The organism is Caballeronia sp. GAFFF1, from assembly GCF_023630705.1.
GTDB lineage: Bacteria > Pseudomonadota > Gammaproteobacteria > Burkholderiales > Burkholderiaceae > Caballeronia.
In genome coordinates this window covers 86651-110939 of record NZ_JALQEM010000016.1, presented here as the reverse complement: position 1 = coordinate 110939, position 24289 = coordinate 86651, and the positions used below count along the sequence as shown (strand labels likewise).

The 24289-nt window shown below is 64.7% G+C and carries 23 protein-coding genes and 2 pseudogenes; 20 read left to right on the top strand and 5 right to left on the bottom strand.

The window, feature by feature from the left end; all coding sequences use genetic code 11:
• Window positions 1–226: 226 nt before the first annotated feature.
• The 3 genes and pseudogenes from imuA (at window position 227) to NCR37_RS08015 (ending at window position 6122) form a co-directional block, all read left to right on the top strand.
• Entirely contained in the window at window positions 227–1090 is an 864-nt protein-coding gene (imuA, locus tag NCR37_RS08025; RefSeq protein ID WP_250472525.1) for a translesion DNA synthesis-associated protein ImuA, read from the top strand.
• A pseudogene (locus NCR37_RS08020) lies at window positions 975–2652 on the top strand (Y-family DNA polymerase). Before imuA ends, NCR37_RS08020 begins: the two are co-directional and overlap by 116 nt.
• Before the next feature lie 5 nt (window positions 2653–2657).
• The gene (locus NCR37_RS08015) at window positions 2658–6122 is read left to right on the top strand and encodes an error-prone DNA polymerase (protein ID WP_250472524.1); all 3465 of its coding nucleotides are present in this window, start codon (window positions 2658–2660) and stop codon (window positions 6120–6122) included.
• Window position 6123: 1 nt separating this feature from the next.
• On the opposite strand, the gene NCR37_RS08010 is transcribed toward NCR37_RS08015, so the two are convergent.
• Entirely contained in the window at window positions 6124–7053 is a 930-nt protein-coding gene (locus NCR37_RS08010; RefSeq protein WP_250472523.1) for a dTDP-4-dehydrorhamnose reductase family protein, read from the bottom strand.
• Entirely contained in the window at window positions 7050–7256 is a 207-nt protein-coding gene (locus NCR37_RS08005) for a heavy-metal-associated domain-containing protein (RefSeq protein ID WP_250472522.1), read from the bottom strand. The genes NCR37_RS08010 and NCR37_RS08005 overlap by 4 nt, the downstream gene beginning before the upstream one ends.
• A gap of 95 nt (window positions 7257–7351) precedes the next feature.
• Between NCR37_RS08005 and cueR the strand changes: the two genes are divergently transcribed.
• Window positions 7352–7738, top strand: coding sequence for a Cu(I)-responsive transcriptional regulator (gene cueR / locus NCR37_RS08000; protein WP_175940531.1), 387 nt, complete (start codon window positions 7352–7354; stop codon window positions 7736–7738).
• A gap of 222 nt (window positions 7739–7960) precedes the next feature.
• On the top strand, window positions 7961–8107 hold the full coding sequence (locus NCR37_RS07995; protein ID WP_175940530.1) for a DUF3563 family protein: 147 nt from the start codon (window positions 7961–7963) through the stop codon (window positions 8105–8107).
• Between the two features lie 97 nt (window positions 8108–8204).
• Here the strand turns inward: NCR37_RS07995 and copM are convergent, their stop codons facing one another.
• The gene (copM, locus tag NCR37_RS07990; RefSeq protein ID WP_250472521.1) at window positions 8205–8609 is read right to left on the bottom strand and encodes a CopM family metallochaperone; all 405 of its coding nucleotides are present in this window, start codon (window positions 8607–8609) and stop codon (window positions 8205–8207) included.
• A 98-nt stretch (window positions 8610–8707) separates the two neighbouring features.
• On the opposite strand from copM, the gene NCR37_RS07985 reads away from it, so the two are divergent.
• Window positions 8708–9052, top strand: coding sequence for a hypothetical protein (locus tag NCR37_RS07985; RefSeq protein WP_250472520.1), 345 nt, complete (start codon window positions 8708–8710; stop codon window positions 9050–9052).
• A 10-nt stretch (window positions 9053–9062) separates the two neighbouring features.
• Here NCR37_RS07985 and NCR37_RS07980 read toward each other — a convergent pair whose 3' ends face one another.
• Complete coding sequence (locus NCR37_RS07980) at window positions 9063–9908, bottom strand: 23S rRNA (adenine(2030)-N(6))-methyltransferase RlmJ (protein ID WP_250472519.1); 846 nt, start codon at window positions 9906–9908, stop codon at window positions 9063–9065.
• Window positions 9909–10252: 344 nt separating this feature from the next.
• On the opposite strand from NCR37_RS07980, the pseudogene NCR37_RS07975 reads away from it, so the two are divergent.
• From NCR37_RS07975 to NCR37_RS07910, 14 genes and pseudogenes are all read left to right on the top strand, one after another.
• Window positions 10253–10375 (top strand): annotated as a pseudogene (locus NCR37_RS07975) (3-hydroxybutyrate dehydrogenase); the annotation flags it as partial.
• 13 nt (window positions 10376–10388) lie between these two features.
• Entirely contained in the window at window positions 10389–11606 is a 1218-nt protein-coding gene (locus NCR37_RS07970; RefSeq protein ID WP_250472518.1) for a DUF3734 domain-containing protein, read from the top strand.
• A 129-nt stretch (window positions 11607–11735) separates the two neighbouring features.
• Complete coding sequence (locus NCR37_RS07965; protein ID WP_250472517.1) at window positions 11736–12218, top strand: low molecular weight protein-tyrosine-phosphatase; 483 nt, start codon at window positions 11736–11738, stop codon at window positions 12216–12218.
• A gap of 129 nt (window positions 12219–12347) precedes the next feature.
• Entirely contained in the window at window positions 12348–12875 is a 528-nt protein-coding gene (gene iscR, locus NCR37_RS07960; RefSeq protein WP_040050918.1) for a Fe-S cluster assembly transcriptional regulator IscR, read from the top strand.
• Window positions 12876–12966: 91 nt separating this feature from the next.
• On the top strand, window positions 12967–14190 hold the full coding sequence (locus NCR37_RS07955; protein ID WP_250472516.1) for an IscS subfamily cysteine desulfurase: 1224 nt from the start codon (window positions 12967–12969) through the stop codon (window positions 14188–14190).
• Window positions 14191–14238: 48 nt separating this feature from the next.
• Window positions 14239–14667: a Fe-S cluster assembly scaffold IscU gene (gene iscU, locus NCR37_RS07950; RefSeq protein ID WP_250472515.1), complete on the top strand. Its 429-nt coding sequence runs from the start codon at window positions 14239–14241 to the stop codon at window positions 14665–14667.
• Between the two features lie 99 nt (window positions 14668–14766).
• The gene (gene iscA / locus NCR37_RS07945; protein WP_244846652.1) at window positions 14767–15090 is read left to right on the top strand and encodes an iron-sulfur cluster assembly protein IscA; all 324 of its coding nucleotides are present in this window, start codon (window positions 14767–14769) and stop codon (window positions 15088–15090) included.
• A gap of 84 nt (window positions 15091–15174) precedes the next feature.
• Window positions 15175–15705, top strand: a complete 531-nt coding sequence (gene hscB / locus NCR37_RS07940) for a Fe-S protein assembly co-chaperone HscB (protein WP_250472514.1) — start codon at window positions 15175–15177, stop codon at window positions 15703–15705.
• Between the two features lie 76 nt (window positions 15706–15781).
• Entirely contained in the window at window positions 15782–17647 is a 1866-nt protein-coding gene (gene hscA / locus NCR37_RS07935; protein WP_250472513.1) for a Fe-S protein assembly chaperone HscA, read from the top strand.
• 25 nt (window positions 17648–17672) lie between these two features.
• Window positions 17673–18014: an ISC system 2Fe-2S type ferredoxin gene (gene fdx / locus NCR37_RS07930; RefSeq protein WP_206466551.1), complete on the top strand. Its 342-nt coding sequence runs from the start codon at window positions 17673–17675 to the stop codon at window positions 18012–18014.
• A gap of 14 nt (window positions 18015–18028) precedes the next feature.
• A complete protein-coding gene (gene iscX / locus NCR37_RS07925) occupies window positions 18029–18226 on the top strand; it encodes a Fe-S cluster assembly protein IscX (protein WP_175940519.1) in 198 nt (65 codons plus the stop codon).
• A gap of 312 nt (window positions 18227–18538) precedes the next feature.
• Complete coding sequence (locus NCR37_RS07920; RefSeq protein ID WP_250472512.1) at window positions 18539–21358, top strand: xanthine dehydrogenase family protein molybdopterin-binding subunit; 2820 nt, start codon at window positions 18539–18541, stop codon at window positions 21356–21358.
• On the top strand, window positions 21355–21927 hold the full coding sequence (locus NCR37_RS07915; RefSeq protein ID WP_250472511.1) for a (2Fe-2S)-binding protein: 573 nt from the start codon (window positions 21355–21357) through the stop codon (window positions 21925–21927). The genes NCR37_RS07920 and NCR37_RS07915 overlap by 4 nt, the downstream gene beginning before the upstream one ends.
• The gene (locus NCR37_RS07910; protein WP_250472510.1) at window positions 21924–23186 is read left to right on the top strand and encodes a cytochrome c; all 1263 of its coding nucleotides are present in this window, start codon (window positions 21924–21926) and stop codon (window positions 23184–23186) included. Before NCR37_RS07915 ends, NCR37_RS07910 begins: the two co-directional genes overlap by 4 nt.
• A 45-nt stretch (window positions 23187–23231) precedes the next feature.
• Here NCR37_RS07910 and NCR37_RS07905 read toward each other — a convergent pair whose 3' ends face one another.
• Window positions 23232–24161, bottom strand: a complete 930-nt coding sequence (locus tag NCR37_RS07905) for a patatin-like phospholipase family protein (protein ID WP_250472509.1) — start codon at window positions 24159–24161, stop codon at window positions 23232–23234.
• Between the last annotated feature and the right edge of the window lie 128 nt (window positions 24162–24289).

Genomic DNA, 24289 nt, shown 5'->3' with positions numbered 1-24289 from the left:
TGTGAAAGTAGGTAATCGTCAGGCTCCCCTTGCCCTAAACAAAAACCCCACCCCACAAAGGTGGGGTTTTTGCGTTTGGGGCTCACGAACCCGCTCCCCGTCTCACCTCCTCGAATCTCCGCTCATTCCCCAGTACGCTCCGAAATACTGTATAAATGTACAGTACTAACCGGAGCCGCATCGCGTTCACGCATGAGCGGACTCTGCATACGGCAGACGGGAACCCATGGGTGCCGCACTTTCATTACTGGACATCGGACTGACGTCGCGCCTGCAGCAGCAGCTATGGCAAGGCGAGCAGTTCACCACCTCGCATTCAGGCGTCGTTCCGAGCGGCTATCGAATGCTGGATCTGGCGTTGCCAGGCGCAGGCTGGCAGCCGGGCACCGTGACCGAAGTGCTGATCGAAGAAAGCGGCGTCGGTGAGATCCGGCTGCTCGCGCGCACGTTGCGGGACTTGACGACGGTTCAGAGCCACTCCGTCGTCTTCATCGCGCCACCCTGGATGCCCAATCACGCCGCGTTTCGGGCGATGAACATCGCGCCGAATAAGCTCGTCTGGGTCAAAGCGCCCGACGATCAGGTGCTGTGGGCCGCGGAACAGTCGCTCAAGCAGGAGGGCATCGGCGCTGTGTTGATCTGGCTCCCCAAAGCGCGCCCCGAAGCCTTGCGGCGATTGCAGGTCGCAGCGCAGGAGTCGCAATCGCTGGCGTTCCTGTTTCGTCCATTGAATGCCGCCAAGCAGTCATCGGCGGCGCCGCTGCGAATGGTCTGCAAGCCGATGCTGCCCGCAGCCGCACCGACGATGAACCGTCGCGAATGGATGCAGGTCGTCATGCTCGAGATCAGCATCATCAAGCGACGCGGTCCGTTGCTGGAGAAGCCGTTGCATTTGCGCTTGCCGCTGCAGTTGCCCGCGTTGCCCGAGCATCTGCGGCGTGCCAGCCAGCAAAGGAAAGCACGAGAGGTCAAACATGTTGTGGATAGCGGTGACATTGCCGCTTTTATCGCTCGAAGCAGTCAAGCCGCCATCGATGCCATGCGCATCGGCCGGTTCGATTTCGCCTGGAGCGAGGCCGACGCCGAATGACCGCGCCGACACGCCAGTCGCGCAGGACATCGATCAGCCCTGTTTCGCGCTTGCCGATCACGCGCGCATTCTGCTGCCCGACCTCATCGCGTTTCGGCTGGGAGTGAGGCCCGGCAGCACGCGCTCTCACGCGTTTGCGCTGGCGCCGCGGCTGACGCTGCTCGCGGTCGATGTCAACGCGGAGCAGCGCGCGCTCGAAGCGGTCGCGCTGGCGTTGCTCGCGTTCACGCCGAAAGTCGTGCTCGCGCATGCGAATACGGTGCTGCTGGAAGTCGGTGCGAGCACGCGGCTTTTCGGCGGGCTGCGGGCGCTGATCGCCAGAGTGTCGTCGACGGTGAAGGGATGCGGCTTCACGTCGCAGAATGGGCTGCGCGCCGACCGCGTGGGGCGCCTGGCTGCTCGCGCATGCGCGCACTCGCCGCGTGACGCGTCGCGTGCGTATCGTGAAGGAGACGACGCTCGTGCGCGTGCTCGACGCGTTGCCGGTGTCGCTCGTTCCGTCGGCGGAATCGCATGGGAACGTGTTCGAACAGATCGGCTGTTCGACGCTCGCCGATTTGCGCCGCCTGCCGCGCAAGGGCGTCGCGCGGCGGTTCGGGCAGGGCATTCTGCAATGGCTCGCGCAGGCTTACGGGCAGGCGCCCGATCCGCGCGAGGCGTTCTCTGCGCCGGCATCGTTCGAGGCGCGGCTGGAATTGCAAGCACGCGTGGAAAACGCCGAGGCGCTGCTGTTCGCAGCGCGCCGGCTCGTGCTGCAGCTCGCCGGCTGGCTGAGCGCGCATCACGCCGCGGTGAGCGAGTTTTCGCTGCTGCTGGAGCACGAACTGGCCGCGCGCCACGCGCCGAAAACATCGACGCTCAAGGTTGCGTGGGCCGTGCCGACACGCGACGCCGATCACGTCCTCTGGCTGCTGCGCGAAAAGCTGAATCAGACCACGCTCGTCGCTCCAGTCATCGAAATGAAGCTGTTCGCCGACAAAGTCAGCGAGCACGCGCCGCCGTCTGACACGCTGTTTCCGATGCCCACTTCCGATAACGAATCGATGGCGCAATTGCTCGAACGTCTGAGCGCGCGCCTGGGCGCGGAGAACGTGGTGCAGCTGGTTGCGCGCGAGGATCATCGGCCCGAGGCGGCGATGACGGTCGAGCCTTATCAGGCAGTGCGCGATAGCAAGCCGAAGCGCACAAAGAAGCCGAAGCTCGCGCATGTCGAAAACGCGCCCGACGAAGCATCCGACGAAGCATCCGAAGAAGCGCAGGAAGACGAGCCAGAGACCGAAACCGACGAGCCGCTGCAACTTCCCGATCGCGCCGTGCCTTCGCAGCCGCGCCCCTCGTGGATCCTCGAAACGCCGCAAAAGCTGCAGCTGCGCAACGAGCGGCCGTTCTATCGCCGTCCGCTGAAGCTCATCAGCCGGACGGAGCGCATCGAAGCGGGCTGGTGGGACGGCAACGGCGTTCAGCGCGATTACTACGTCGCCTCCGACGATCGCGGCCGCATGTTCTGGCTGTATCGCGAGCGTCTGAGCGGCGCGTGGTTCCTGCACGGATTCTTTGGATGACGCCGATGGACGATCCCAACGACATCATCGGCCTGGCCGACGACGGCGGAGATTTTTCCGGCGCCGTGTCCGCCTCCACGCTCCTGCCCGGATACGCCGAGCTGCATTGCATCAGCAATTTCTCGTTTCTGCGCGGCGCGTCGCATCCGCAGGAACTGGCCGCCGCGGCGCTCGAGCACGGCTATACCGCGCTCGCAATCACGGACGAATGCTCGCTCGCGGGCGTCGTGCGCGCGCACGCGGCGATCAAAGACATCGAGGCCAAGGTCAAAGCCGCGGTCGAAGCCGCGCGGCTCGCCGGCCAGCCGTTGCCCGACCAATCGACACTCAAGCTAATCATCGGCAGCGAATTGAATCTGACCGATGCCGACGGCCAGCCGTTCTGCACGCTCATTGCGCTGGCGACGAACCGCGAAGGCTACGGCAATCTGTCCGAGCTGATTTCGCTTGCGCGCTCGCGTTCGCCGAAGGGCCAGTATCGGCTGGGGCCCGAAGATTTCACTGATCCAGCCGAGTCGTCCAATGCCACGGATGCCGCCGATCTGCGCGGCGATATCGCGCATCTGAAGCATTTGCCCGACTGCCTGCTGATTCTCGTGCCGCAACGCGCGGCCACGCTCGCCGACACGCTCGAACGCGCCCACTGGCTCGCCAGCTTCGCGGCGGGCCGCGCGTGGCTTGCGCTGGAACTCTGGCAGGACGGCAGCGACGACGAGCGCCTCGCCTCGTGCCGCGTCATTTCGGAGGCGAGCGGCCTGCCGCTCGTCGCGGCAAGCGGCGCGCTGATGCACGCGCGCTCGCGCAAGCCTTTGCAGGACACGCTGACTGCCGTTCGCCTCGGCCGTCCGCTTGCCGAATGCGGCTATGCGCTCGAAGCAAACGCGGAGCGGCATTTGCGCACGCGCCTGCGTATCGGCGCGCTGTATCCGAAGGCGGCGATCGCGGAAACGCTGAAAGTGGCTGCCCGCTGCACGTTCCGTCTCGACGAGCTTCAGTACGAGTATCCCGAGGAACTCGTGCCGCCGGGCGAAACACCCGCGAGCTATCTGCGCAAACGCGTGATGGCGGGCGCGAAAGTGCGCTGGCCTAACGGGTTCGATGCCGACACCATCGGTCTCATCGACAAGGAACTGGCGCTCGTCGCCACGCTGGGCTACGAGAAATACTTCCTGACGGTCTATGACATCGTCGCCTTCGCGCGCAGCAAGGGCATTCTGTGTCAGGGACGCGGCTCGGCGGCGAATTCGATCATCTGCTTCTGCCTTTTCATCACCGAACTCGATCCGGTCAGAATGGGCTTGCTGATCGAGCGATTCATTTCACACGCACGCAACGAGCCGCCCGATATCGACGTCGATTTCGAGCACCAGCGGCGCGAGGAAGTCATTCAGTACATTTACCGGAAATACGGGCGGCATCGCGCGTCGCTGGCGGCGTCGGTCACGACGTATCACACGCGCAGCGCGCTGAAGGATGTAGGCCGCGCGCTCGGACTGGATGCCTCGCTGATCGAGCGGATCGGCAAGGCGCAGCAGTGGTGGGACGGGCCGTCGGCGGTGGCCAGCTATCTGCGGGAAGCGGGCTTTAACGAGGACTCGCACATCACGCGGCATCTCATTCGCCTGACGCGCGAACTACGCGGCTTTCCGCGCCACTTGTCGCAGCACGTCGGCGGCTTCGTGATCGCGCGGGAACGGCTGTCGCGGCTCGTGCCGATCGAAAACGCCGCGATGAAAGACCGCTGCGTGATCCAGTGGGACAAGGACGACATCGACCAGCTCAAGCTCCTGAAAGTGGACGTGCTCGCGCTCGGCATGTTGTCGGCCATCCGCCGCGCGCTCGAATTCGTCGCGCTGCGGCGGGGCATCCCGCAATTCGGCCTGTCGCACATTCGCCGCGAGGACCAAGCCGTCTACGAGATGTGTTGCCGCGCGGACACCATCGGCGTGTTTCAGATCGAGTCGCGGGCGCAGCAGAGCATGTTGCCGCGCTTGCGGCCGCAAAAGTATTACGACCTCGTGATCGAAGTGGCGATCGTGCGTCCCGGCCCGATTCAGGGCGGCATGGTGCATCCGTATCTGCGGCGCAAGCAGGGTCTGGAGGAAGAGGATTATCCGAAGGAAGAACTGCGGCCCGTGCTCGGCCGTACGCTCGGCGTGCCGATTTTTCAGGAACAGGTGATGAAGCTCGCGATGGTCGCGGCGGGCTATACAGCCGAGCAGGCCGACCAGCTGCGCCGCGCGATGGCCGCCTGGCGACGCGGCAGCCATCTGGAAGAGTATCAGGCCGATCTCATGAAGAAGATGCTCGCGCGCGGCTATGAGCACGAGTTCGCGGCGCGCGTGTGCAAGCAGATCGAGGGCTTCGGCGAATACGGGTTCCCGGAAAGCCATTCGGCAAGTTTCGCGCTGCTCGTCTATTTCAGCGCGTGGATCAAGCGTTACGAGCCCGCCGCGTTTCTGGCCGGCCTCCTGAATAGTCAGCCGCTCGGCTTTTATTCGCCCTCGCAACTCGTGCAGGACGCGCGGCGGCACGGCGTGGACGTGTTCGCGCCGGATGTTTCGCTGAGCGACTGGGAATCGGTGCTCGAATTGTCGCCGAGCCAAGGCGAGCGCGTTGACTTCGATGCCGGCAAGGAGCAGCGGCGTCAGCAGTTTTACGGCGCGCCGTTGCCGCATCAGATTTTTCGCAAGACCATGCGGCGCGGCGCGCGCAAGCTCGCCGCGCGTGTCCGGCTGCCGGCGCAGCGATACGGCGCGGGCGGGCCGGGCGTGCGCATCGGCCTGCAACTCATCAAAGGTCTGCCGCAAGCCGCGGCCGAGCGGATCATGATCGCGCGGGCCGAGGCGCCTTTTGCCGATGTCGACGATCTCACGCGCCGCGCCGCCTTGTCCCGCCGGGAACTGGAGGCGCTCGCAGCGGGCAACGCGCTCGCGAGCATCGCGGGGCACCGGCGTCAGGCGTGGTGGGCGGTGACCGCGCAGCAGCGCGCGCCGGAATTGCTGCGCGACGCGCCGATGCCCGAGGCGCCGCTCGCGTTGCCGCAGGCATCGGAGGGCCGCGAAATCGTCGATGACTACGCGAGTCTCGGGCTCACGCTCAATCGTCATCCGCTCGCACTGTTGCGCGCGCGGCTGGCGCGACTGCGTTTCCGCACGGCCGCTGATCTCGCGGATCTCAAGACCGGGCGCGTCGTGCGGGCGTGCGGCCTCGTGACGGTGCGGCAACGGCCGGGCACGGCGAACGGCACGATCTTCGTCTCGATCGAGGACGAAACCGGCGCGATTAACGTGATCGTCTGGCCGGGGCTTGTCGAGAAGCAGCGCAAGGTGTTGCTCGGCGCGTCGCTCCTCGGCGTGCATGGCGTGTGGCAGAACGAGGGCGACGTGCGGCATCTGGTCGCGCAACGGCTCGAAGACCATACGGCGCTGCTCGGGCGCCTTGCCGCGTCGAGCCGCGACTTTCACTGAATCACTGCGACGGCAGCGCCGGATAATTCGCGAGCAGCCGTTCGATCGCCGTATCGAACGGCGTGCGCCGCCCGATGCCGAGCGCCTCCAGGCGGCCTGAATCCAGATGGCAATCGCGCGGGCGCGGCGTCGCGTCGGTCGGCTCGCGTTGCGCCACGAGCTTCGCGTCCACTTTCAGCACGCGCGCGATGCGCTCGGCGATATCGAACTTTGTCATCGGTTCGTCGCCGGACCATTGCGTGATGCCGGAAATCGTCGCGCCGCGAGCGTGATGTTCGAGCATGCCCCGGATCACCACCGCGACGTCCGGTGTGTAGGTCGGGTAACGCGTCGCCCACGCATCCATCAAAGCCGGCGCTTTCGCCGGATCGGCGGAGGCGACGATCGCGGGCGTCAAGCTCGTCACCGCCGATTCGCTCCAGTCGACGACCGGTCCGTAAAGCAGCGGCAGACGCAGCACGCACGATTGCGGATCGGCTTGCAGCAACGCGCGCTCGCCGTCGAGCTTGCTGTGACCGTAGGCGTTCAGCGGCGCGGGCGCGTCGTCGGGAAAGTAGGGCGCAGACGTGCCGTCGAAAACATAGTCCGTCGAAATCGACAGGACCCACGCGCCGAGCGCACTCGCTTCGCTAGCGATGACGCGCACGGCGTCCACGTTGAGCGCGCGAGCGAGTTGCGGGTCGTTCTCGCACACATCCGGCCGACGCTCCGCTGCCGCAATCACGACGGCATCCGGCTCTTCCCGGCGCAGAAAGGCGCGCACGGCGTCGTCATCGCGGACATCGAGCGCCACGCTGTCCGCACCCGCGCGCCGATGCGCGGTACGCACGACGCGCCACGGCGCCACGCCGGCGAGTTCAGCCGATACTGCGCGCCCCAGAAGACCGGAAGCGCCGATCAGCGCGACAGTGAACCCGTTGCCGCCTGTCATGCGGAAGCTGCGCCTACGACGGTATAGCCGGCATCGTCGATGGCGTCCTTGAGCGCCTGCTCAGTCTGCGTCGATTCGACCGCTACCGTACCGCGTTCCAGATCCACGCGAACCTGCGCCTGCGGGTCGATCTCCTGAATCGAACGCGTGACGGCAGCGACGCAATGCTGGCAACTCATGCCTTGAACTTCGAATTCGGTCATATCGCTTTCCTCTTCAAATGAGTGAGAACATCGACATCGTATACCTTGCCATGATGGGAAGGTGTAGAGTCGGCGGAAAGTCGGAGGAGAACAGGATGAACATTGGGGAAGCGGCCCGCGCGTCGGGCGTCACCGCGAAGATGATCCGGTATTACGAGAGCGTCGGCTTGCTCACGCCGGTCGGGCGGACGTCATCGGGATACCGCGTATATGGCGAACAGGAAGTTCATGCGCTGCGGTTCGTGCGACAAGCGCGGCGTCTGGGCTTTCTCGTCGAGGATATCCGCAAGCTGCTGGCGCTGTGGCATGACCGGACGCGAGCCAGCGCCGAGGTGAAAGCCATCGCGCTCGAACATGTCGCGGAACTGGATCGCCGGATTGCGGAGCTAACGGACATGCGCGACACGCTGTCACACCTTGCACGGCACTGCCACGGCGATGAGCGCCCCGACTGCCCAATTTTGGACAAACTGGCGCAGTGAATGCACGCTAACTGTGCATTAATCTGCCGTTCTGCCCGATTTCTCTGTGGAATCAGCAGTTTAAGGACCGGAAGACGCAGCACCATTCCGAAACGGAATGCACTCCATGCGGGCATTTCACTCACACCATGCAGATGGGTCAGCTATAATCCGGGTTATCCCTAATGCGGGTTATCCCTGACCCGGAACGCCAGGGACCAGCATCAATCCTTGGAGAACATCATGTTTGCAATCCTGCTCGAAAAACTCAGCATCTGGTTTGAAGCCGCCGAACAGCGCCGCCGCGAAGAGTATCTCGCTCAATCGTCGGACGTCGTCCAACTCGAGAAGCGTATCCGTTCGCTTGAAAACAACGGCTACAACATCTGAAGCCCGAGTCCGCGCGTCGCAAAGCGCGCCAGGTGTTGAACGAGAAGCCCCGTCATGCGGGGCTTTGTCGTTTCTTCGGCTTCTATTCGAAGCGAGCTCACTTCTGCGCCGGATGGGTAGCCAGCCACTGCTTCATGAATGCAATTTCCTTCTCCTGCGCGGCGACGATGTCCTTCGCCAACTCGCGCAGTTTCGCGTCCTTGCCGTACTTCAGTTCCACCTTCGCCATTTCGACCGCGCCCTCGTGGTGCGGAATCATGTGCGCGACGAAATCGCGGTCAGCGTTTCCCGTGTACTGAACGTCTGACATTCTCGACATCATCGATTCATCGGCGGCCTCGAAAGCTGCGTTCGAGGGCGCATCCGCGTTGGCGGTGATCCCATGTTTCATGCCCGGCATGCTGCCGTGCGAAGGCGCCGCGGTCTGGGTGAAGCCGCTTACGCTGAAGGAAACGGTGATGACGGCGAGCACCGCGCGCAGCAGATTCCGTGTCGACTTCATGATTCTCCCGAAAGAACGGTCAATGAATGTGAGCGCCTAGCCTAAAGCTTGCCACCGGGGTAAGGTAAAGCCGTTTCGTCTACCGAATAGAGCGATCGATGACACGCCACATCCCCAAGACGACGCAGACGCGCCGCCTCGCAGCCTGCGCGGTGTTCGCCGTGGCGCTTTGCCACGGCAACCTGGTATTCGCGAAGCCCGGCGGCGAACCGCTCGTGCTCGATACGCAAACCGGCATACATAGCGGCGCGAGCGGAACGGTTCTGCAAAGCGCGCCCCTCGGTGCGCCGGGCATGGTCCCTATGGCGACGTTACCTGGACTGCCGCCACAGGAGCAGCAGCCGATCGTGGTTTCGCCCTACGTTGAATATGGCGGGCAGACGGCAACGCCCGCGACGACTAACCCGAGCCACCCGCGCAGGCGACGGGAGGCGTACCCCTGACCGGACGCAATCAGTCCGCGCGCTGCTCCAATTTGAATGCAGCGCCCGCATCCTGGCCGACCGCATCGACCAGATACGGCAACGCCTGCTTCAACTCGCTCGCGAGCTTATACGGCGGATTCAGGATGAACATGCCACTGCCGAACAAGCCGAGGCCGTCCGCCGGCGGGGCCTTGACGGTGAGCGTCGCGTGCAGCCAGCCAGTCGGCTGGATGGCCTTCAACTGATCGGCGAAACGCTGCGACTCCATGCGCGAGACTTGCGGATACCAGACCGCATAGGTCCCGGTGGCAAAGCGCCTGAGCGATTCTTCGAGGCATTCGACCGTGCGCGCATAGTCGCGCTTGTCTTCGTAAGACGGGTCGATCAGCACCAGCGCGCGGCGCGGCGGCGGAGGAAGAATCGCCTTGATGCCTTCGAATCCGTCGCCGTCGTAGATCATCGCGCGGCGGCCGGCGTCGCGGAAGTTATGACGCAGCACGTCGATCTCCGTGCTGTGCAGCTCGAAAAGCCGCATGCGGTCCTGTTCGCGCATCGCGCGCCAAGCCAGATACGGCGAGCCCGGATAGAAGCGCAATGCGCCGTCCGGGTTCAACGCCTTCACTTCGTCGACGTAATCGGCCAGCAGCGGCGGCAAGTCGGTGCGATCCCACAATCGCGCAATGCCCGATTCGTACTCCGCGTTTTTCGCCGCGAAACCTTCCGCTAGCGAATACACGCCTGCACCGGCATGCGTGTCGATGTACCAGTACGATTTGTCTTTCAGCCCGAGATATCGAAGCATCTGAACGACAATGGCGTGCTTCAGCACATCGGCGTGGTTGCCCGCGTGAAAGGCGTGACGGTAACTGAGCATGACGAGTGGCCCGCAAGAAGCGATAAAAAGCGAAAGCGATCAATTGTAGCGGAGCACACAGGCGCGGCTGTTCGGCTCGGCCAGCCGCTGCGACGCGCCGCTACGTTCATGCACAATAGCCGCTCCCGGTTTCGCGCAATAGCTGGCCAAACGGCCTAGGCGATGCTTGCAAGCGAACGCGAATCCTCCTATGCCGAATGGCCGGCTTGATGGCCGCATGGTTCGCATGTTGTCATGCAGTCTTCCGACACGAGGTTGGCATGTCACAGAACGGTAAGTCAGGCGGCGAGACAGCGGTGGTCACAGACGCGGCAAGCGGCATCGGCCGCGCGTTGGCGCTCGCGCTCGTCGACGGCACCGTGGACGGCGTGTCCACAACGGTCGAAGACGTGGCGCAGACCGCGTTCGAACGGGCGCCGCGCACGGGGCAATCGTTCGTAGTGAGCCACGGCTTGCACATGCAATAAGGAACGAGGCCTCATGTCAGAAAGCGACGACAACCAAGCCCTCGGAAGCGAACGCAGTCACGAAGAAGCGCCCGCGGCACCACAGCGCATCAGCTTGCCGCCCTACGAGACCATCGCGCTCCTGCTTCAGGGCGGCGGCGCGCTCGGCGCGTATCAGGCCGGCGTCTACCAGGGCTTGCACGAAGCGGACATTCACCCGAACTGGATCGCCGGCATCTCCATCGGCGCGATCAACACCGCGATCATCGCGGGGAATGCGCCGGAGAAACGCGTCGAGCGGCTGCGGGAATTCTGGGAAACCATCTGTCAGCCGGCATTCGGCTTTCCGTTGCCGGCGTTTGTCGAGCGCGCGTTCTTCGATTCGACCGACCAGATTCGAAAGGCCTTTACCGCGTTGCAGGCGGTCGATGCGCTCGTGGAAGGGCAGAAGGGTTTCTTCGTGCCGCGCTTTCCGCCGCCGTCGCCGGTGGCATCGGGTTCGCCCGAGACCGCGAGCTATTACGATACGACTCCGCTCAAGGCTACGCTCGAACGCCTTTGCGACTTCGACCGCATCAATTCGGGCGAGACCCGCGTGTCGGTCGGCGCGGTGAACGTGGCAACGGGCAACTTCGCGTACTTCGACAACACGCAAACGACGTTGCGCGCCGAGCATTTTCTGGCGTCGGGCGCGCTGCCGCCGGGCTTTGCCGCCGTCGAGATCGACGGACAGTTCTACTGGGACGGCGGCCTCATGTCGAACACGCCGCTCTACGAGGTCGCGCAAGCTACGCCGCGCCGCGACACGCTCGCGTTCCAGGTCGATCTCTGGAGCGCGCGCGGGCCGGTGCCGGACAATATCGTCGATGTCACGGGCCGGATCAAGGACGTGCAGTATTCGAGCCGCACGCGGCTCGTCACGGACGAGATGCAGCGCGCCCAGCGTTACCGCAACGTCCTGAAGCACGTCCTCGACCTCGTGCCCGAGGCGCTTCGCGACACGGACGAGTGGTGCCGACGCGCCGCCGAACTGGCCTGCTCGAAGCGCTACAACATCATTCACCTGATTTATCGGCAGAAAGAGTACGAAGGCCAGTACAAGGACTATCAGTTCGGTTTTTCGACGATGCGCGAGCACTGGGAGACCGGGCTCGCGGATATCCGCCGCACGCTCGCGCGCCGCGACTGGCTCGACATGCCGAACGGCGAGAGTGGCTTCGTCACGCACGACATCCATCGCGAGCGGGGCTGATCCTGCGCGGGAGGCAGCGCCGGTCGCCGCCCGTCCGGGCGCACTCAGGCGAGCCTTTGTATAATCCGAGCGCATTCGAACGCGCGGTTGTCTGCGCGGCGTCCCACACCCATTTCCCCGTTCGGCCCGATGAATTCGATCGCCATCTGCTTCGTCTGTCTCGGCAACATCTGCCGGTCGCCCAGCGCGGAAGCGGTCATGCGCGAACTGGTCGAGCGGGCGAGACTGGCTGACCGGATCGTCATCGATTCCGCGGGCACGGGCGACTGGCACATCGGCCAGCCGCCCGACGAGCGCGCCCAGCGCGCGGCGAAAAAGCGCGGCTACGACCTGTCGACGCTGCGCGGCCGTCAGGTGGCCGCAGCAGACTTTGCGCGCTTCGACCTGTTCATCGTCATGGACGACGCCAACGCTGCCGCGCTCGCCTCGGTCTGTCCGCCGGAATATCGGGACAAGATCCGGCTTCTGATGGAATTCGCCACGCGCGACGACAGCCGCGTGGTCGTCGATCCGTATTTCGGCGGCGACGAAGGCTTCGAGCGCGTGCTGGACCAGTGCGAAGACGCCTGCGAAGGCTTGTTGAATGCGCTGCGGGTACAGTTGCGGCCGTAGCTCGCCCAGGCGCTGCGGGCGGCGAAAAGATGGATTCAACCGTTACTTATTCCGCCCGGATACTTGACTAAAACTGTGGGATATTTATACTTGACGAAAATCATCGAGTATTAGCGTTAGCCCCCAATTATGAGACTCACCACGAAAGGCCGTTTCGCCGTCACGGCGATGATCGACCTGGCGCTGCGCCAGGAGCAGGGCCCGGTGACGCTGGCAGGCATCAGTCAGCGCCAGCGCATCTCGCTTTCCTATCTCGAACAACTGTTCGGCAAACTGCGTCGGCACGAGATCGTCGAATCGGTGCGCGGTCCGGGCGGCGGGTACAACCTCGCGCGCCGGGCGGAGAACGTCACGGTGGCGGACATCATCATCGCGGTGGACGAGCCGATCGACGCCACGCAGTGCGGCGGCAAAGGCACGTGCGAAGGCACGAAGCAGCACGACGGCCACTGCATGACCCACGAACTCTGGGCGACGCTTAATCAGAAGATGGTCGAGTATCTCGATTCCGTCTCGCTGAAGGATCTCGTCGACCAGCAGCGCGCCCGCGAAGGCTCGGCAGCGGTGCTGCGTGACCGGCGCGCGGAACCGGCAGGCGTCGAGGCGGCGCGCGTCGTGCCCAAGGGTCCGAATTCCATTTTCAATCTGGCTGGCTGACTGCGCCCGGTCGCCGCGAACCGCAGAACGTACTGCAACGCGGCGCTAGCGACCCAGCCAAGCGATTTGACCGATTTTCCCGGAGCGACTGATGAACAACGATATCCCCCACCTGCCCATTTACATGGACTACAGCGCGACGACGCCGATCGATCCGCGCGTGGTGGACAAGATGATTCCGTATCTTCGCGAGCAGTTCGGCAATCCGGCCTCGCGCAGCCACCAGTACGGCTGGGACGCGGAGCGCGCGGTCGAGGAAGCGCGCGAGCAGGTCGCGGCGCTGGTGAACGCCGATCCGCGCGAGATCATCTGGACGTCGGGCGCGACCGAATCGGACAATCTCGCCATCAAGGGCGCGGCGCACTTCTACAAGAGCAAAGGCAAGCACATCATCACGGTGAAGACCGAGCACAAGGCCGTGCTCGACACCTGCCGCGAGCTGGAGCGCGAAGGCTACGAAGTGACGTATCTGGACGTGAAGGACGACGGCCTGATCGACCTCGACACGTTCAAGGCGGCGATTCGCCCGGACACCATTCTCGTTTCCGTGATGAGCGTGAACAACGAGATCGGCGTGATTCAGGACGTCGAGGCGATCGGCGAGATCACGCGTGAAAAGGGCATCATTTTCCACGTCGATGCGGCGCAGGCCACCGGCAAGATCACGATCGACTTGCAAAAGCTGAAGGTCGATCTCATGTCGTTCTCGGCGCACAAGACGTATGGCCCGAAGGGCATCGGCGCGCTGTATGTGCGTCGCAAGCCGCGCGTGCGCATCGAAGCGCAGATGCACGGCGGCGGCCACGAGCGCGGCATGCGCTCTGGCACGCTCGCGACGCATCAGATCGTCGGCATGGGCGAGGCGTTCCGCATCGCGCGCGAAGAAATGGCGACGGAAAACGAGCGCATCCGCATGCTGCGCGACCGCCTGCTGCATGGCCTGCAGGAAATCGAAGAGGTGTACGTCAACGGCGACATGGAACGCCGCGTGCCGCACAACCTGAACATCAGCTTCAATTTCGTCGAAGGCGAGTCGCTGATCATGGCGGTGAAGGATGTGGCGGTGTCGTCGGGTTCGGCGTGCACGTCGGCGTCGCTGGAGCCGTCCTACGTGCTGCGCGCCCTCGGCCGCAACGACGAACTCGCGCACAGCTCGATCCGCTTCACGGTTGGCCGCTTCACGACCGAGCAGGACGTCGATTATGTCGTCAACCTGCTCAAGAGCAAGATTGCGAAACTGCGCGATCTGTCGCCGCTCTGGGAAATGCACAAGGACGGCATCGACATTTCGAGCATCCAGTGGGCGGCGCACTGAACGTAGCGCACCGCGTCCACGCGAAACGAACATACGGAGAGTTGAATCATGGCTTATAGCGACAAGGTTCTGGACCACTACGAAAACCCGCGCAACGTCGGCTCGTTCGCGAAGGACGACGACGCTGTCGGCACCGGCATGGTCGGCGCGCCCGCGTGCGGCGACGTGATGAAGCTGCAAATCCGCGTGGGCGCGGACGGCGTCATCGAGGATGCGAAGTTCAAGACGTACGGCTGCGGCTCGGCTATCGCGTCGAGCTCGCTCGTCACCGAATGGGTGAAGGGCCGCACGCTCGACGAGGCGCTGACGATCAAGAACACGCAGATCGCCGAAGAACTGGCGTTGCCGCCGGTGAAGATCCACTGCTCGATTCTCGCGGAAGACGCGATCAAGGCAGCGGTCGCCGACTACAAGCAGCGTCACGGCGCGGCGGACCGCCAAGCGGAAGACGCGCAGTCGAAGCAGCAGGCGGCGTAGGGTCGGCATCAGGCACTGGCAGGGAAAGGCCGCAGCGGCGCCGCATCAACGCGGAGGCGCTGCGGGAAGCAGGATTTGAGCGCGAGAGACGCGACGACTATGGCAATCACGTTGACGGAGAAGGCGGCACAACACGTGCAGAAGTATTTGACGCGGCGCGGCAAGGGCGTGGGCCTGCGCCTGGGCGTGCGCACGACCGGCTGCTCGGGTCTGGCCTACAAGCTCGAATATGTCGACGAACTGGCGCCCGAAGACATGGTGTTCGAATCGGCGGGCGTGAAGATCATCATCGATCCGAAGAGCCTTGCGTATCTGGACGGCACCGAACTCGACTTCGCGCGCGAAGGGCTGAACGAAGGTTTCCGCTTCAACAATCCGAACGCGAAAGACGAATGCGGCTGCGGCGAATCGTTCCGCGTGTGACGCGCGTGACGCCGGCGGTTTCGGCACAAGAGGCGGCGCGGGCCGCCTTTTTCATTCGCGCATCCCGAACTCACTGACACAGCCATGGCAACGCTCACCGACAGCCACTTCGATCTCTTCGGCCTGCCGCCGACTTTCGCCGTTGACCGCGGCCGGCTCGACGACGCCTACCGCACCGTGCAGGCGCAAGTGCATCCCGACCGCTTCGCCGCCGCCGGCGACGCGCAGCGCCGACTCGCGATGCAGTGGGCCACGCGCGCCAACGAGGCATACCAGACGCTGCGCGATCCGCTGAAGCGCGCGCGCTATATGCTGTCGCTGCGCGGCATCGACGTCGGCGCCGAGAACAACACGGCGATGGAGCCCGCCTTCCTCATGCAGCAGATGGAATGGCGCGAGAATATCGAAGATGCCGCCGCGGCGAAGAACGTCGGCGCGCTTGAGGCATTGCTCACCGAATTGCGCGATGAAGAGCGCGTGCGCTTCACCAAACTCGAAGCGCTGATCGACAGCAACGCGGATCAGGCGGCGAGCGAAGCGGTGCGTCAACTGATGTTCATCGAACGCGTCGCGCATGAGATCGGCACGCAGATCGAGCGGCTGGAAAACGCCTGAAGACGAGCGCACTCGCACTCCAGCACGACAAGAAAACACAGGCCGAGCGCGCGCCACACAACCCACAAGACCAACGATGGCTTTACTGCAAATCTCAGAACCCGGCATGGCGCCCGCGCCGCACCAGCGGCGCGTGGCGGTCGGCATCGATCTCGGCACCACGAACTCGCTCGTGGCCGCCGTGCGCAACAGCGTGCCCGAAGCGCTGCCCGACGAGGACGGCCATGTGTTGCTGCCGTCGGTGGTGCGCTATCTGGATAAGGGCGGCCGGCGCATCGGCCGTATCGCGAAAGAGGAAGCCGCGACGGATCCGCGCAACACGATCGTGTCGGTGAAGCGCTTCATGGGCCGCGGCAAGAGCGAAGTCGAAGGCGCGGAAAACGCGCCGTACGATTTCGTGGACGCGCCCGGCATGGTGCAGATTCGCACGGTCGACGGCGTGAAGAGCCCGGTCGAAGTGTCGGCGGAAATTCTCGCGACGCTGCGGTACCGCGCGGAAGACACGCTCGGCGAGGATCTCGTCGGCGCGGTCATCACCGTGCCCGCCTATTTCGACGAAGCGCAGCGCCAGGCCACCAAGGACGCGGCGAAGCTCGCGGGCCTCAACGTGCTGCGCCTGCTCAACGAGCCGACGGCCGCGGCCATCGCGTACGGCCTCGACAACGCTTCCGAAGGACTGTACGCCGTCTACGATCTCGGCGGCGGCACGTTCGACCTGTCCATTCTGAAGCTCACGAAGGGCGTGTTCGAAGTGCTCGCGGCGGGCGGCGATTCCGCGCTCGGCGGCGACGACTTCGACCACGCGCTGTATCGCCACGTGCTGACGCAAGCCGGCCTTCAGCCGAAGACGCCGGAAGACGTGCGCCTGCTGCTCGATCGCGTGCGCACGGCGAAAGAGGCGCTCTCGTCGGCGAGCGAAACGCGCGTGCAGGCGAGCCTGTCCTCGGGCGACACCATCGACGTGGCCGTGACCGAAGCGCAGTTCGCCGCGCTCGCCGAATCGCTCGTCGCGCGCACGCTCGGGCCGACGAAAAAGGCGCTGCGCGACGCAAAGGTGACGCCCGCCGATATCAAGGGCGTCGTGCTGGTCGGCGGCGCGACGCGCATGCCGGTGATCCGCCGCGCGGTGGAAGCGTTCTTCGGCCAGCCGCCGCTCGTCAATCTCGACCCGGACCAGGTCGTCGCGCTGGGCGCGGCGGTTCAGGCGGATTTGCTCGCGGGCAACCGGCGCGGCGAGGGCGACGACTGGCTTCTGCTCGACGTGATTCCGCTGTCGCTCGGCGTGGAAACGATGGGCGGTCTCACCGAGAAGATCATTCCGCGCAATTCGACCATTCCGACGGCGCGCGCCCAGGACTTCACGACCTTCAAGGACGGCCAGACGGCGATGGCGATTCACGTCGTGCAAGGCGAGCGCGAGCTGGTCTCCGACTGCCGCTCGCTCGCGCGTTTCGAATTGCGCGGCATTCCGCCGATGGCGGCGGGCGCGGCGCGCATCCGCGTCACGTATCAGGTGGATGCGGACGGCCTGCTGTCGGTCTTTGCGCGCGAGCAGACATCGGGCGTGGAGGCATCCGTGGTGGTGAAGCCGTCGTACGGTCTCGCCGATGACGACGTCGCCCGCATGCTCGAAGAGAGCTTCAAGACCGCCGAGACCGACATGCGCGCCCGCGCGCTGCGCGAGGCGCTCGTGGAAGCGCAGCGCCTGATCGAAGCGACGCAGGCCGCGCTTGCCGCCGACGGCGAATTGCTCGACGAGGCCGAACGCGCGCAGATTGAAACGCTGATCGGCGAACTGGCGGCGCTCTCGCAGGGCGAGTCGGTCGAGCAGATCGACGACGCGACGAAGGCGCTCGCCGCCGCCACCGACGAATTCGCCGCGCGTCGCATGAACAAGAGCATTCGCCGCGCGCTCGCGGGCCGCAAGCTCGACGACGTCTGATCCACTCAAGCATTCACGGAAAACCATGCCTCAAATCGTTGTGCTGCCTCATGTCGAACTTTGCCCGGACGGCGCGGTGATCGACGCCGATGTCGGCAAGAGCATCTGCGACAACCTGCTGGAACACGGAATCGAGATCGAGCACGCGTGCGAGAAGTCGTGCGCGTGCACGACCTGTCACGTCATCATCCGCGAGGGCTTCAACGCGCTCGAACCGTCCAGCGAGGACGAAGACGATCTGCTCGACAAAGCCTGGGGTCTCGAGCCGACATCGCGGTTATCATGTCAGGCGATGATGCCCGCCGAGGACGATCTGGTGGTCGAGATTCCCCGGTACTCCATCAATCACGCCAAAGAAAATCACTGACAGGAGGCTCGCCCATGAAGTGGACAGATACTCAGGAGATCGCGATGGCCTTGACCGACGCGCACCAGGATGTCGATCCGCAATATGTGCGTTTCACGGACCTGCATCGCTGGGTGACCGAGCTGGAAGGTTTCGACGACGACCCGCAGAAATCGAACGAAAAGATCCTCGAAGCCATACAGGCGGCGTGGATCGAAGACGCAGACTACTGAGTCTGCCTCTTCACCAATTGCCAGACGACGGCGGCGCTCGCAAGAGCGCCGCCGTTTTCGTTTGCGCGAAGCGCCGGCCAATCTTGACAGAACTTGACGCCGCGCGCGTTGTTGCGCGCCTGTCCGCCCCTTAAAATCGCGCCCTCTGCGTGCCGGCAAACGATGCCGGCCGTCATCCATAACGTCCGGACACCGTCGCTGCTTGCGGGTCAATCCTTTGCATTGCAAACGAATGTTACGACGACCGCGCCGCAGCGGCGCGGTCGTCAGCGCCTGCGCGCGTCCAGAAGGCGTTCATTCGAGGAGAAGTACATGGGGAAACTCGGCCTGTCGCGTCGCGGTTTTCTGAAGGCGGGGGCGCTCGCGGGCGTGTCCGTATTCATCGCGCCCTTGGGCAGCCGCGCGTTCGCCGCGTTGTTCGAGGAGCGCATTCTGACGCCCGTTCAATGGCATGCGACGAGCGGCTATCCGAAGTTCCGCATCGACGGCATCGCGAAAGTGACGGGCGACAAAGTCTTCGCACGCGATATCCGCGCGAAGGACATGCCGCATTGGCCCAAGGAGCAGTCGCATGCGCTGATCCTTCGCACGACGCTCGCGGATCGCCTCTACGAAGGCATCGACCTTTCGATTCTCGACGGCGGGCTCGCGCCCGATCGCGTCGTGACGGCGGATGACCTCGCGCGCGACAAGCTCGCGTTTCCCGCCTTCTACGGTGACGACATGCTGCTGCCCGCCGGCAAGACGCCCGCGTATCTCGGTCAGGCGGTCGCCATCCTGATCTATCACGACTTCGCGCGCTTCCGTCTCGCGAAGGACAAGCTCCAGTTCCGCGAAGGGGTCGTCCGCTATGGCGCGACGACGGGTTTCATCGAGCGCGATCCGTGGGCGTCGTTCCGCTTTGTGCGCGTAGGCGGCAAGACGCCGTTCGAGGACGACACCTTTTCGAGCCTGAAAGACTCGCCGCTTTTCCCGCACATGATGAAAAAGCGCGAGCCTGTCTGGGCCGACGCCAACGAACACGGCAAGCTCGACGAGCAGGGCATGTTTCACGCGCAGGCCATTGCGAACGCGCTGGATCATCCGCCGGGAGAATGGCTCGTCGTGGATCGTGAATACAAGACGCAATCCGTCGATACCGCCGCGCTCGAACCCGACAACGCGAACTGCTGGTACGACGCGGCAACGCAGTCGCTGCACATGGTCGTGCCGACGCAAGGACCATACGAAGTCGCGCAGAGCGCGCTCGAAATGGCGGCGAAATCGCGCTTCACGGTCAAGAACCTGTTCCTGCACCCGTGCTACACGGTCGGCTACGGCTCGAAGGATCACTTCAACGTGCCGTTCTACGGTCTCGTCGCGGCGATGTACGGCGACGGCCGCCCGGTGCGTCTCGCGTTCGACCGCTTCGAGCAGTTTCAAAGCTCGCTCAAGCGCCACGCGTTCGACATGCGCTATCGCATGGCGGTCGACAGGAAGACCGGCAAGATTCAGGCGTTCAAGGGCGAGTTCATCGCGAACGGCGGCGGGCGCTGCAATTTCTCGCCGTCGGTGGCGATGGTCGGCGCGACGGCGGCGCAATCCATCTACTACATCCCGCAGAGCGACCTGACCGCGGTCGCCATCGCTTCGCGCGCGGTCGATGCCGGCTCGGCGCGCGGCTACGGCACGCTGCAAAGCATGGCGGCGACCGAAATGATGATGGACGACATCGCCGCGCAGCTCGGCACCGACCCGATCGACCTGCGTCTTGCGAACGTCATGCGCACCGGCATGAAGAACACGCAGGGCGCGATTCCGGCAGGCGCCGTGCGCGCAGAAGAGGTGTTGCGTCAGGCGAAGGCGCATCCGCTGTGGGCGGGGCGCGCGCAACGCAAGACCGAGTATGAAGCCGCGCATCCGGGCATGCGCTACGGCGTTGGCTTCGCATGCGTGCAGAAAGACTTCGGCACCGGCGCGGAGAGCGCGTTCGCCAAAGTCGAATTCAGCGCGGACGGACGCATCGCGCTGTCGCACTCGGGCGCGGAGATCGGCACGGGATCGTCTACTTCGCAGGCGCTCGTCGTCGCGAAGTGGCTCGGCAAGCCCGCCGCCGAGGTCCACATGGCCGTCACCGACTGGGCGGATCTGCCCGTCGTCACGAGCGGCGATCCGTACCTCATGTCGCAGGCCGAGCAGGACAGACTGAGCGCGAATCCGCGCTGGTCGCCCGCGTACATGTCGCCGGCGAGCGCGACGAATTCTGCGTACTACTTCTCGCACGCGACGCGCGAGGCGGCGCGCGTGCTGTTCCGCCACGGCCTGTGGCCCGCCGCGATGGCAATCTGGCAGCAAGGGATCGGCGGCGGTCAGGCTACCTCGTTCGTCGTGCGAATCGAAGACGCGCGCTGGACGGACGGCAAGCTGTCCGCTGACGGACTGGAGCCGATTCCGTTCGACGTCCTCGCGAAGAAGGCGCACGATCTGGGACTCGCGACCGGCGCGGTCGTGCACACGTTCAACCGCTGGCAGTGGAGCGAAGCGCAGTTCGACATCGCAGGCACGGCCGATCGGTTGCCGCTCGACGGCTTGTCGGTGCGCTTCGGCAGCGGCGCGTCCGATAAAGGGAAGGCGACCGCCAACGGGTATCACGTGCTCGACCGCAAGCGCGTAATGATTCCGCCGGTCCAGCGCAACAACGCGATGGTCACGTACTACAGCGCAGCGGGCACGCTCGTCGAACTGGCCGTGAACGAGGCGAGCGGCAAGGTCGAACTGCTGTCGCATCACTCGATTCTCGAATGCGGCAATCCGATCGCGCCGCAGCTCGTCTCGGGGCAGTTGCAGGGCGGCCTCGCGATGGGCATCGGGCACGCGCTGCACGAGTATCTGCCGCTCTACGAAGACGGCCCCGGCAACGGCACGTGGAACTTCAACCGCTACCGGCTGCCGCTCGCGAGCGATGTCGCCGTGTGGAATCAGACCGGCGACGTGCTGCCGCCGCTCAGTGAGACCGATCCGCCGAAGGGCATCGCCGAAGTGGTGATGATTCCGGTGGTCGGGGCCATCGTCAACGCGATCGCGCACGCGATCGGCCATCGCTTCACCGATCTGCCGGTGACGCCGCAAGACATTCAGGAGGTGCTCGCATGACGGCCATCCCATCCGCCGCGGGCGTCGACCTGCGCTCGCTCTCGATGACGATCAACGGCAATAAGGTCGGCCCGATGCCGGTGCCGTCCGGTTTGCCGATGATCGATTTTCTGCACGAATACGCCGGTCTCACGGGCTCGCGGCTCGGCTGCGGGCAGGGCGTGTGCCATGCGTGCGTGGTGATCGTCGATCACCCGGACGGCACGAGCGAGGAAGTGCGCACGTGCATCAACGGCGCGCACTTCTTCGACGGCAAGACGGTGCGGACTATCGAAGGGCACGCGAAGCGCAACGAACACGGCGAGGTGGTCGAGCTCTCGCCGGTGCAGCAGCAGTTCCTCGATCATTTCAGCTTCCAGTGCGGCTATTGCACGCCGGGTTTCGTCAACGCGACGACGGTGCTGCTCGAGCGGCTCAAGCGCGAGCCGGTTCCAAAAGATCAGATCGAACCGACGATCATGACCGCGCTCAACGACCACATCTGCCGCTGCACGGGCTACGTGCGCTACTACGAAGCCGTGAAGGACCTCGTGCTTGCCACGCCCGGACTCGTGAAGGACGCCGCATGATGCAATCGATAATCACGCGCGCCGTGCGCCGCTCGTTCATGCGCGTGCTTCCTTCTGCACTCGCTGCCTTCGCCGCGCTCGCGCTGTCCGCCTGCCACAGCGATCGCGATGTCGCGCACAAGACCGCCGCTTCGCCCGAAGTCGTCGCTCGCGGACGCTATCTCGCGCAAGCCGCCGATTGTGCCGCCTGCCACACGGCCGAGGGCGGCGCGCCGTTCGCCGGCGGCGTGAAGCTGGAGTCGCAATTCGGCACGTTCTATGGCAGCAACATCACGCCCGATGCGAAGTACGGCATCGGCAAATGGACGTCCGACGCGTTCTACGCGGCGCTGCACGACGGCAATACGCCGAACGGCAAGCTGTATCCCGCGATGCCGTACACGTCGTACCGGCAGATGTCGCGCGAGGACAGCGACGCTATCTACGCTTACCTGATGGCGCAGAAGCCCGCCGCGGTGCCGAATGTCGAGGCGAGTCTGCACTTCCCGTACAACGTGCGTTTCGCGGTGCGGTTCTGGGACATGCTGTTTCTGAACGACGCACTGCCCGACGCCTCCACGGGCCAATCGGCCGACTGGACGCGCGGCCGCTATCTTGCCAACGCGCTCGGGCACTGCGCGGAATGCCACACGCCGCGCGGCGCGTTCGGCCAACTCGCGGACGCGAAGACGCTGCAGGGCGGCGCGCTCGGACGCATCGCTGCGCCGGATATCACGCCGGCTGCATTGGCGGCGCGCGGCTGGACCGGCGCGGACTTGCAGGCGTATTTCTCGACGGGCGTCGCGCGGCAGGGATCGGCCTTCGGCGAGATGCATCCGGTCGTGTATCTCAGCACGCAGCATCTGAATCGCGATGACGCCCGCGCCCTCGCGACGTATCTGCTCGGCGACGCGCCTCCCGCGCCAGTGCCGGTCAAGCTGCAATCGGCCGACGCCGAGCCACTCGCAGCCGGCCGGAACCTCTATCTCGATTCGTGCGCCGGCTGTCACGGACGCGAAGGCGAGGGCAAGCCGCACGTCGCCGTCGCGATGAAGGACAACTCGACGCTGCGCCAGGGCGACGCGCGCAATCTAATCGTGTCGATGCTCGACGGCATCGAAGCGCAGCCGTTCGCCGGCGTCGAGCGCATGCAGCCGATGCCGGGCTTCGCCGCGACGTACAGCGATGAGCAGATCGCGCAGTTGGCCAACTACCTGCGGGCGACATGGGGCGGTCAGCCCGGCGATGTCGCCGCCGACAAGGTAAAGTCGCTGCGCTGATGTGAGAAGGCCACGCATTGCGTGGCCTTCGTCTTTTTGATGCCGTCAAACGCGCATGCCGCGCTCGGCCAGTTGCCGCTGCAAGGTCGGCCACATCTTCGACACCGCTTCTTCGCCTGCAAGAATCGCGGCGTTGCGCTGGCTGAAGTCGCTGCTGCTCATCGCGTTCAGATTCGGGCGGATGACCGCGTTCGCGTATTTGTCGAGTTCGTAAGCCTTGATCGACTGGCCCATGATGGTGAACGTCTGCATCAGTACGTCGAACGAACTCTGCGTGAGCGCCGTTTCCGGCCGCGCGGAGATATCGACCGCGATCACGAAATCCGCGCCCATCTTGTGCGCGAACGCGGCGGGCACCGGGCTCACGAGTCCGCCATCGACATATTCATGGTCGCCGATTTTCACCGGCTCGAAGATCGACGGCACGCTGCACGACGCCCGCACGGCCACGCCGGTATTGCCGCGCTGAAAGAGAATCGGCTGGCCGGTCTTGAGGTCGGTGGCGACGATGCCGAGCGGCTTCGCCATTTTTTCGATCGGCCGGTTGTCGAGCGTTTTGTTCAGGAAGTTCTGCAGCGCCACGCCTTGCAGAATGCCGCGCGTGCGAAAGGGCATCGCCCAGTCGCTGATTGAGGCTTCGTCCATCGTCAGCGCGAGCTTGTTCATCGCGATGCCGATCATGCCGGACGCGTACAGCGCCGCGATCACCGAGCCCGCGCTCGTGCCCGCAACCAGATCGACGCGGACGTTGCGCGCTTCGAGCGCCTTGATGACGCCGATATGCGCGAACCCGCGCGCCGCGCCGCCGCCGAGCGCGAGGCCGACTCGCGCGGCGCGTTGCGGGTCCGGCGCCGGCGTATTCGCGACCGGCGCGCTTTTGCCGCCGAGGCCGCCGCTGCCGCCGCTCGTGCTCGTGCTCGTGCAGGCCGCGAGAATGGACGACGCCGCCGCGAGCGAAAACGCGCGGCGCGTCATGCGAGGTGAGCAAGGTGACGATGAATTCAAGTGAGACTCCAGCGATGCGGCGAGTGTGCGATTGCATGCGCGTTTCCGGGTGCTTTGGAAACGGCGCGCACATCATAAAGCAAAAGGCGCGGGCTCAG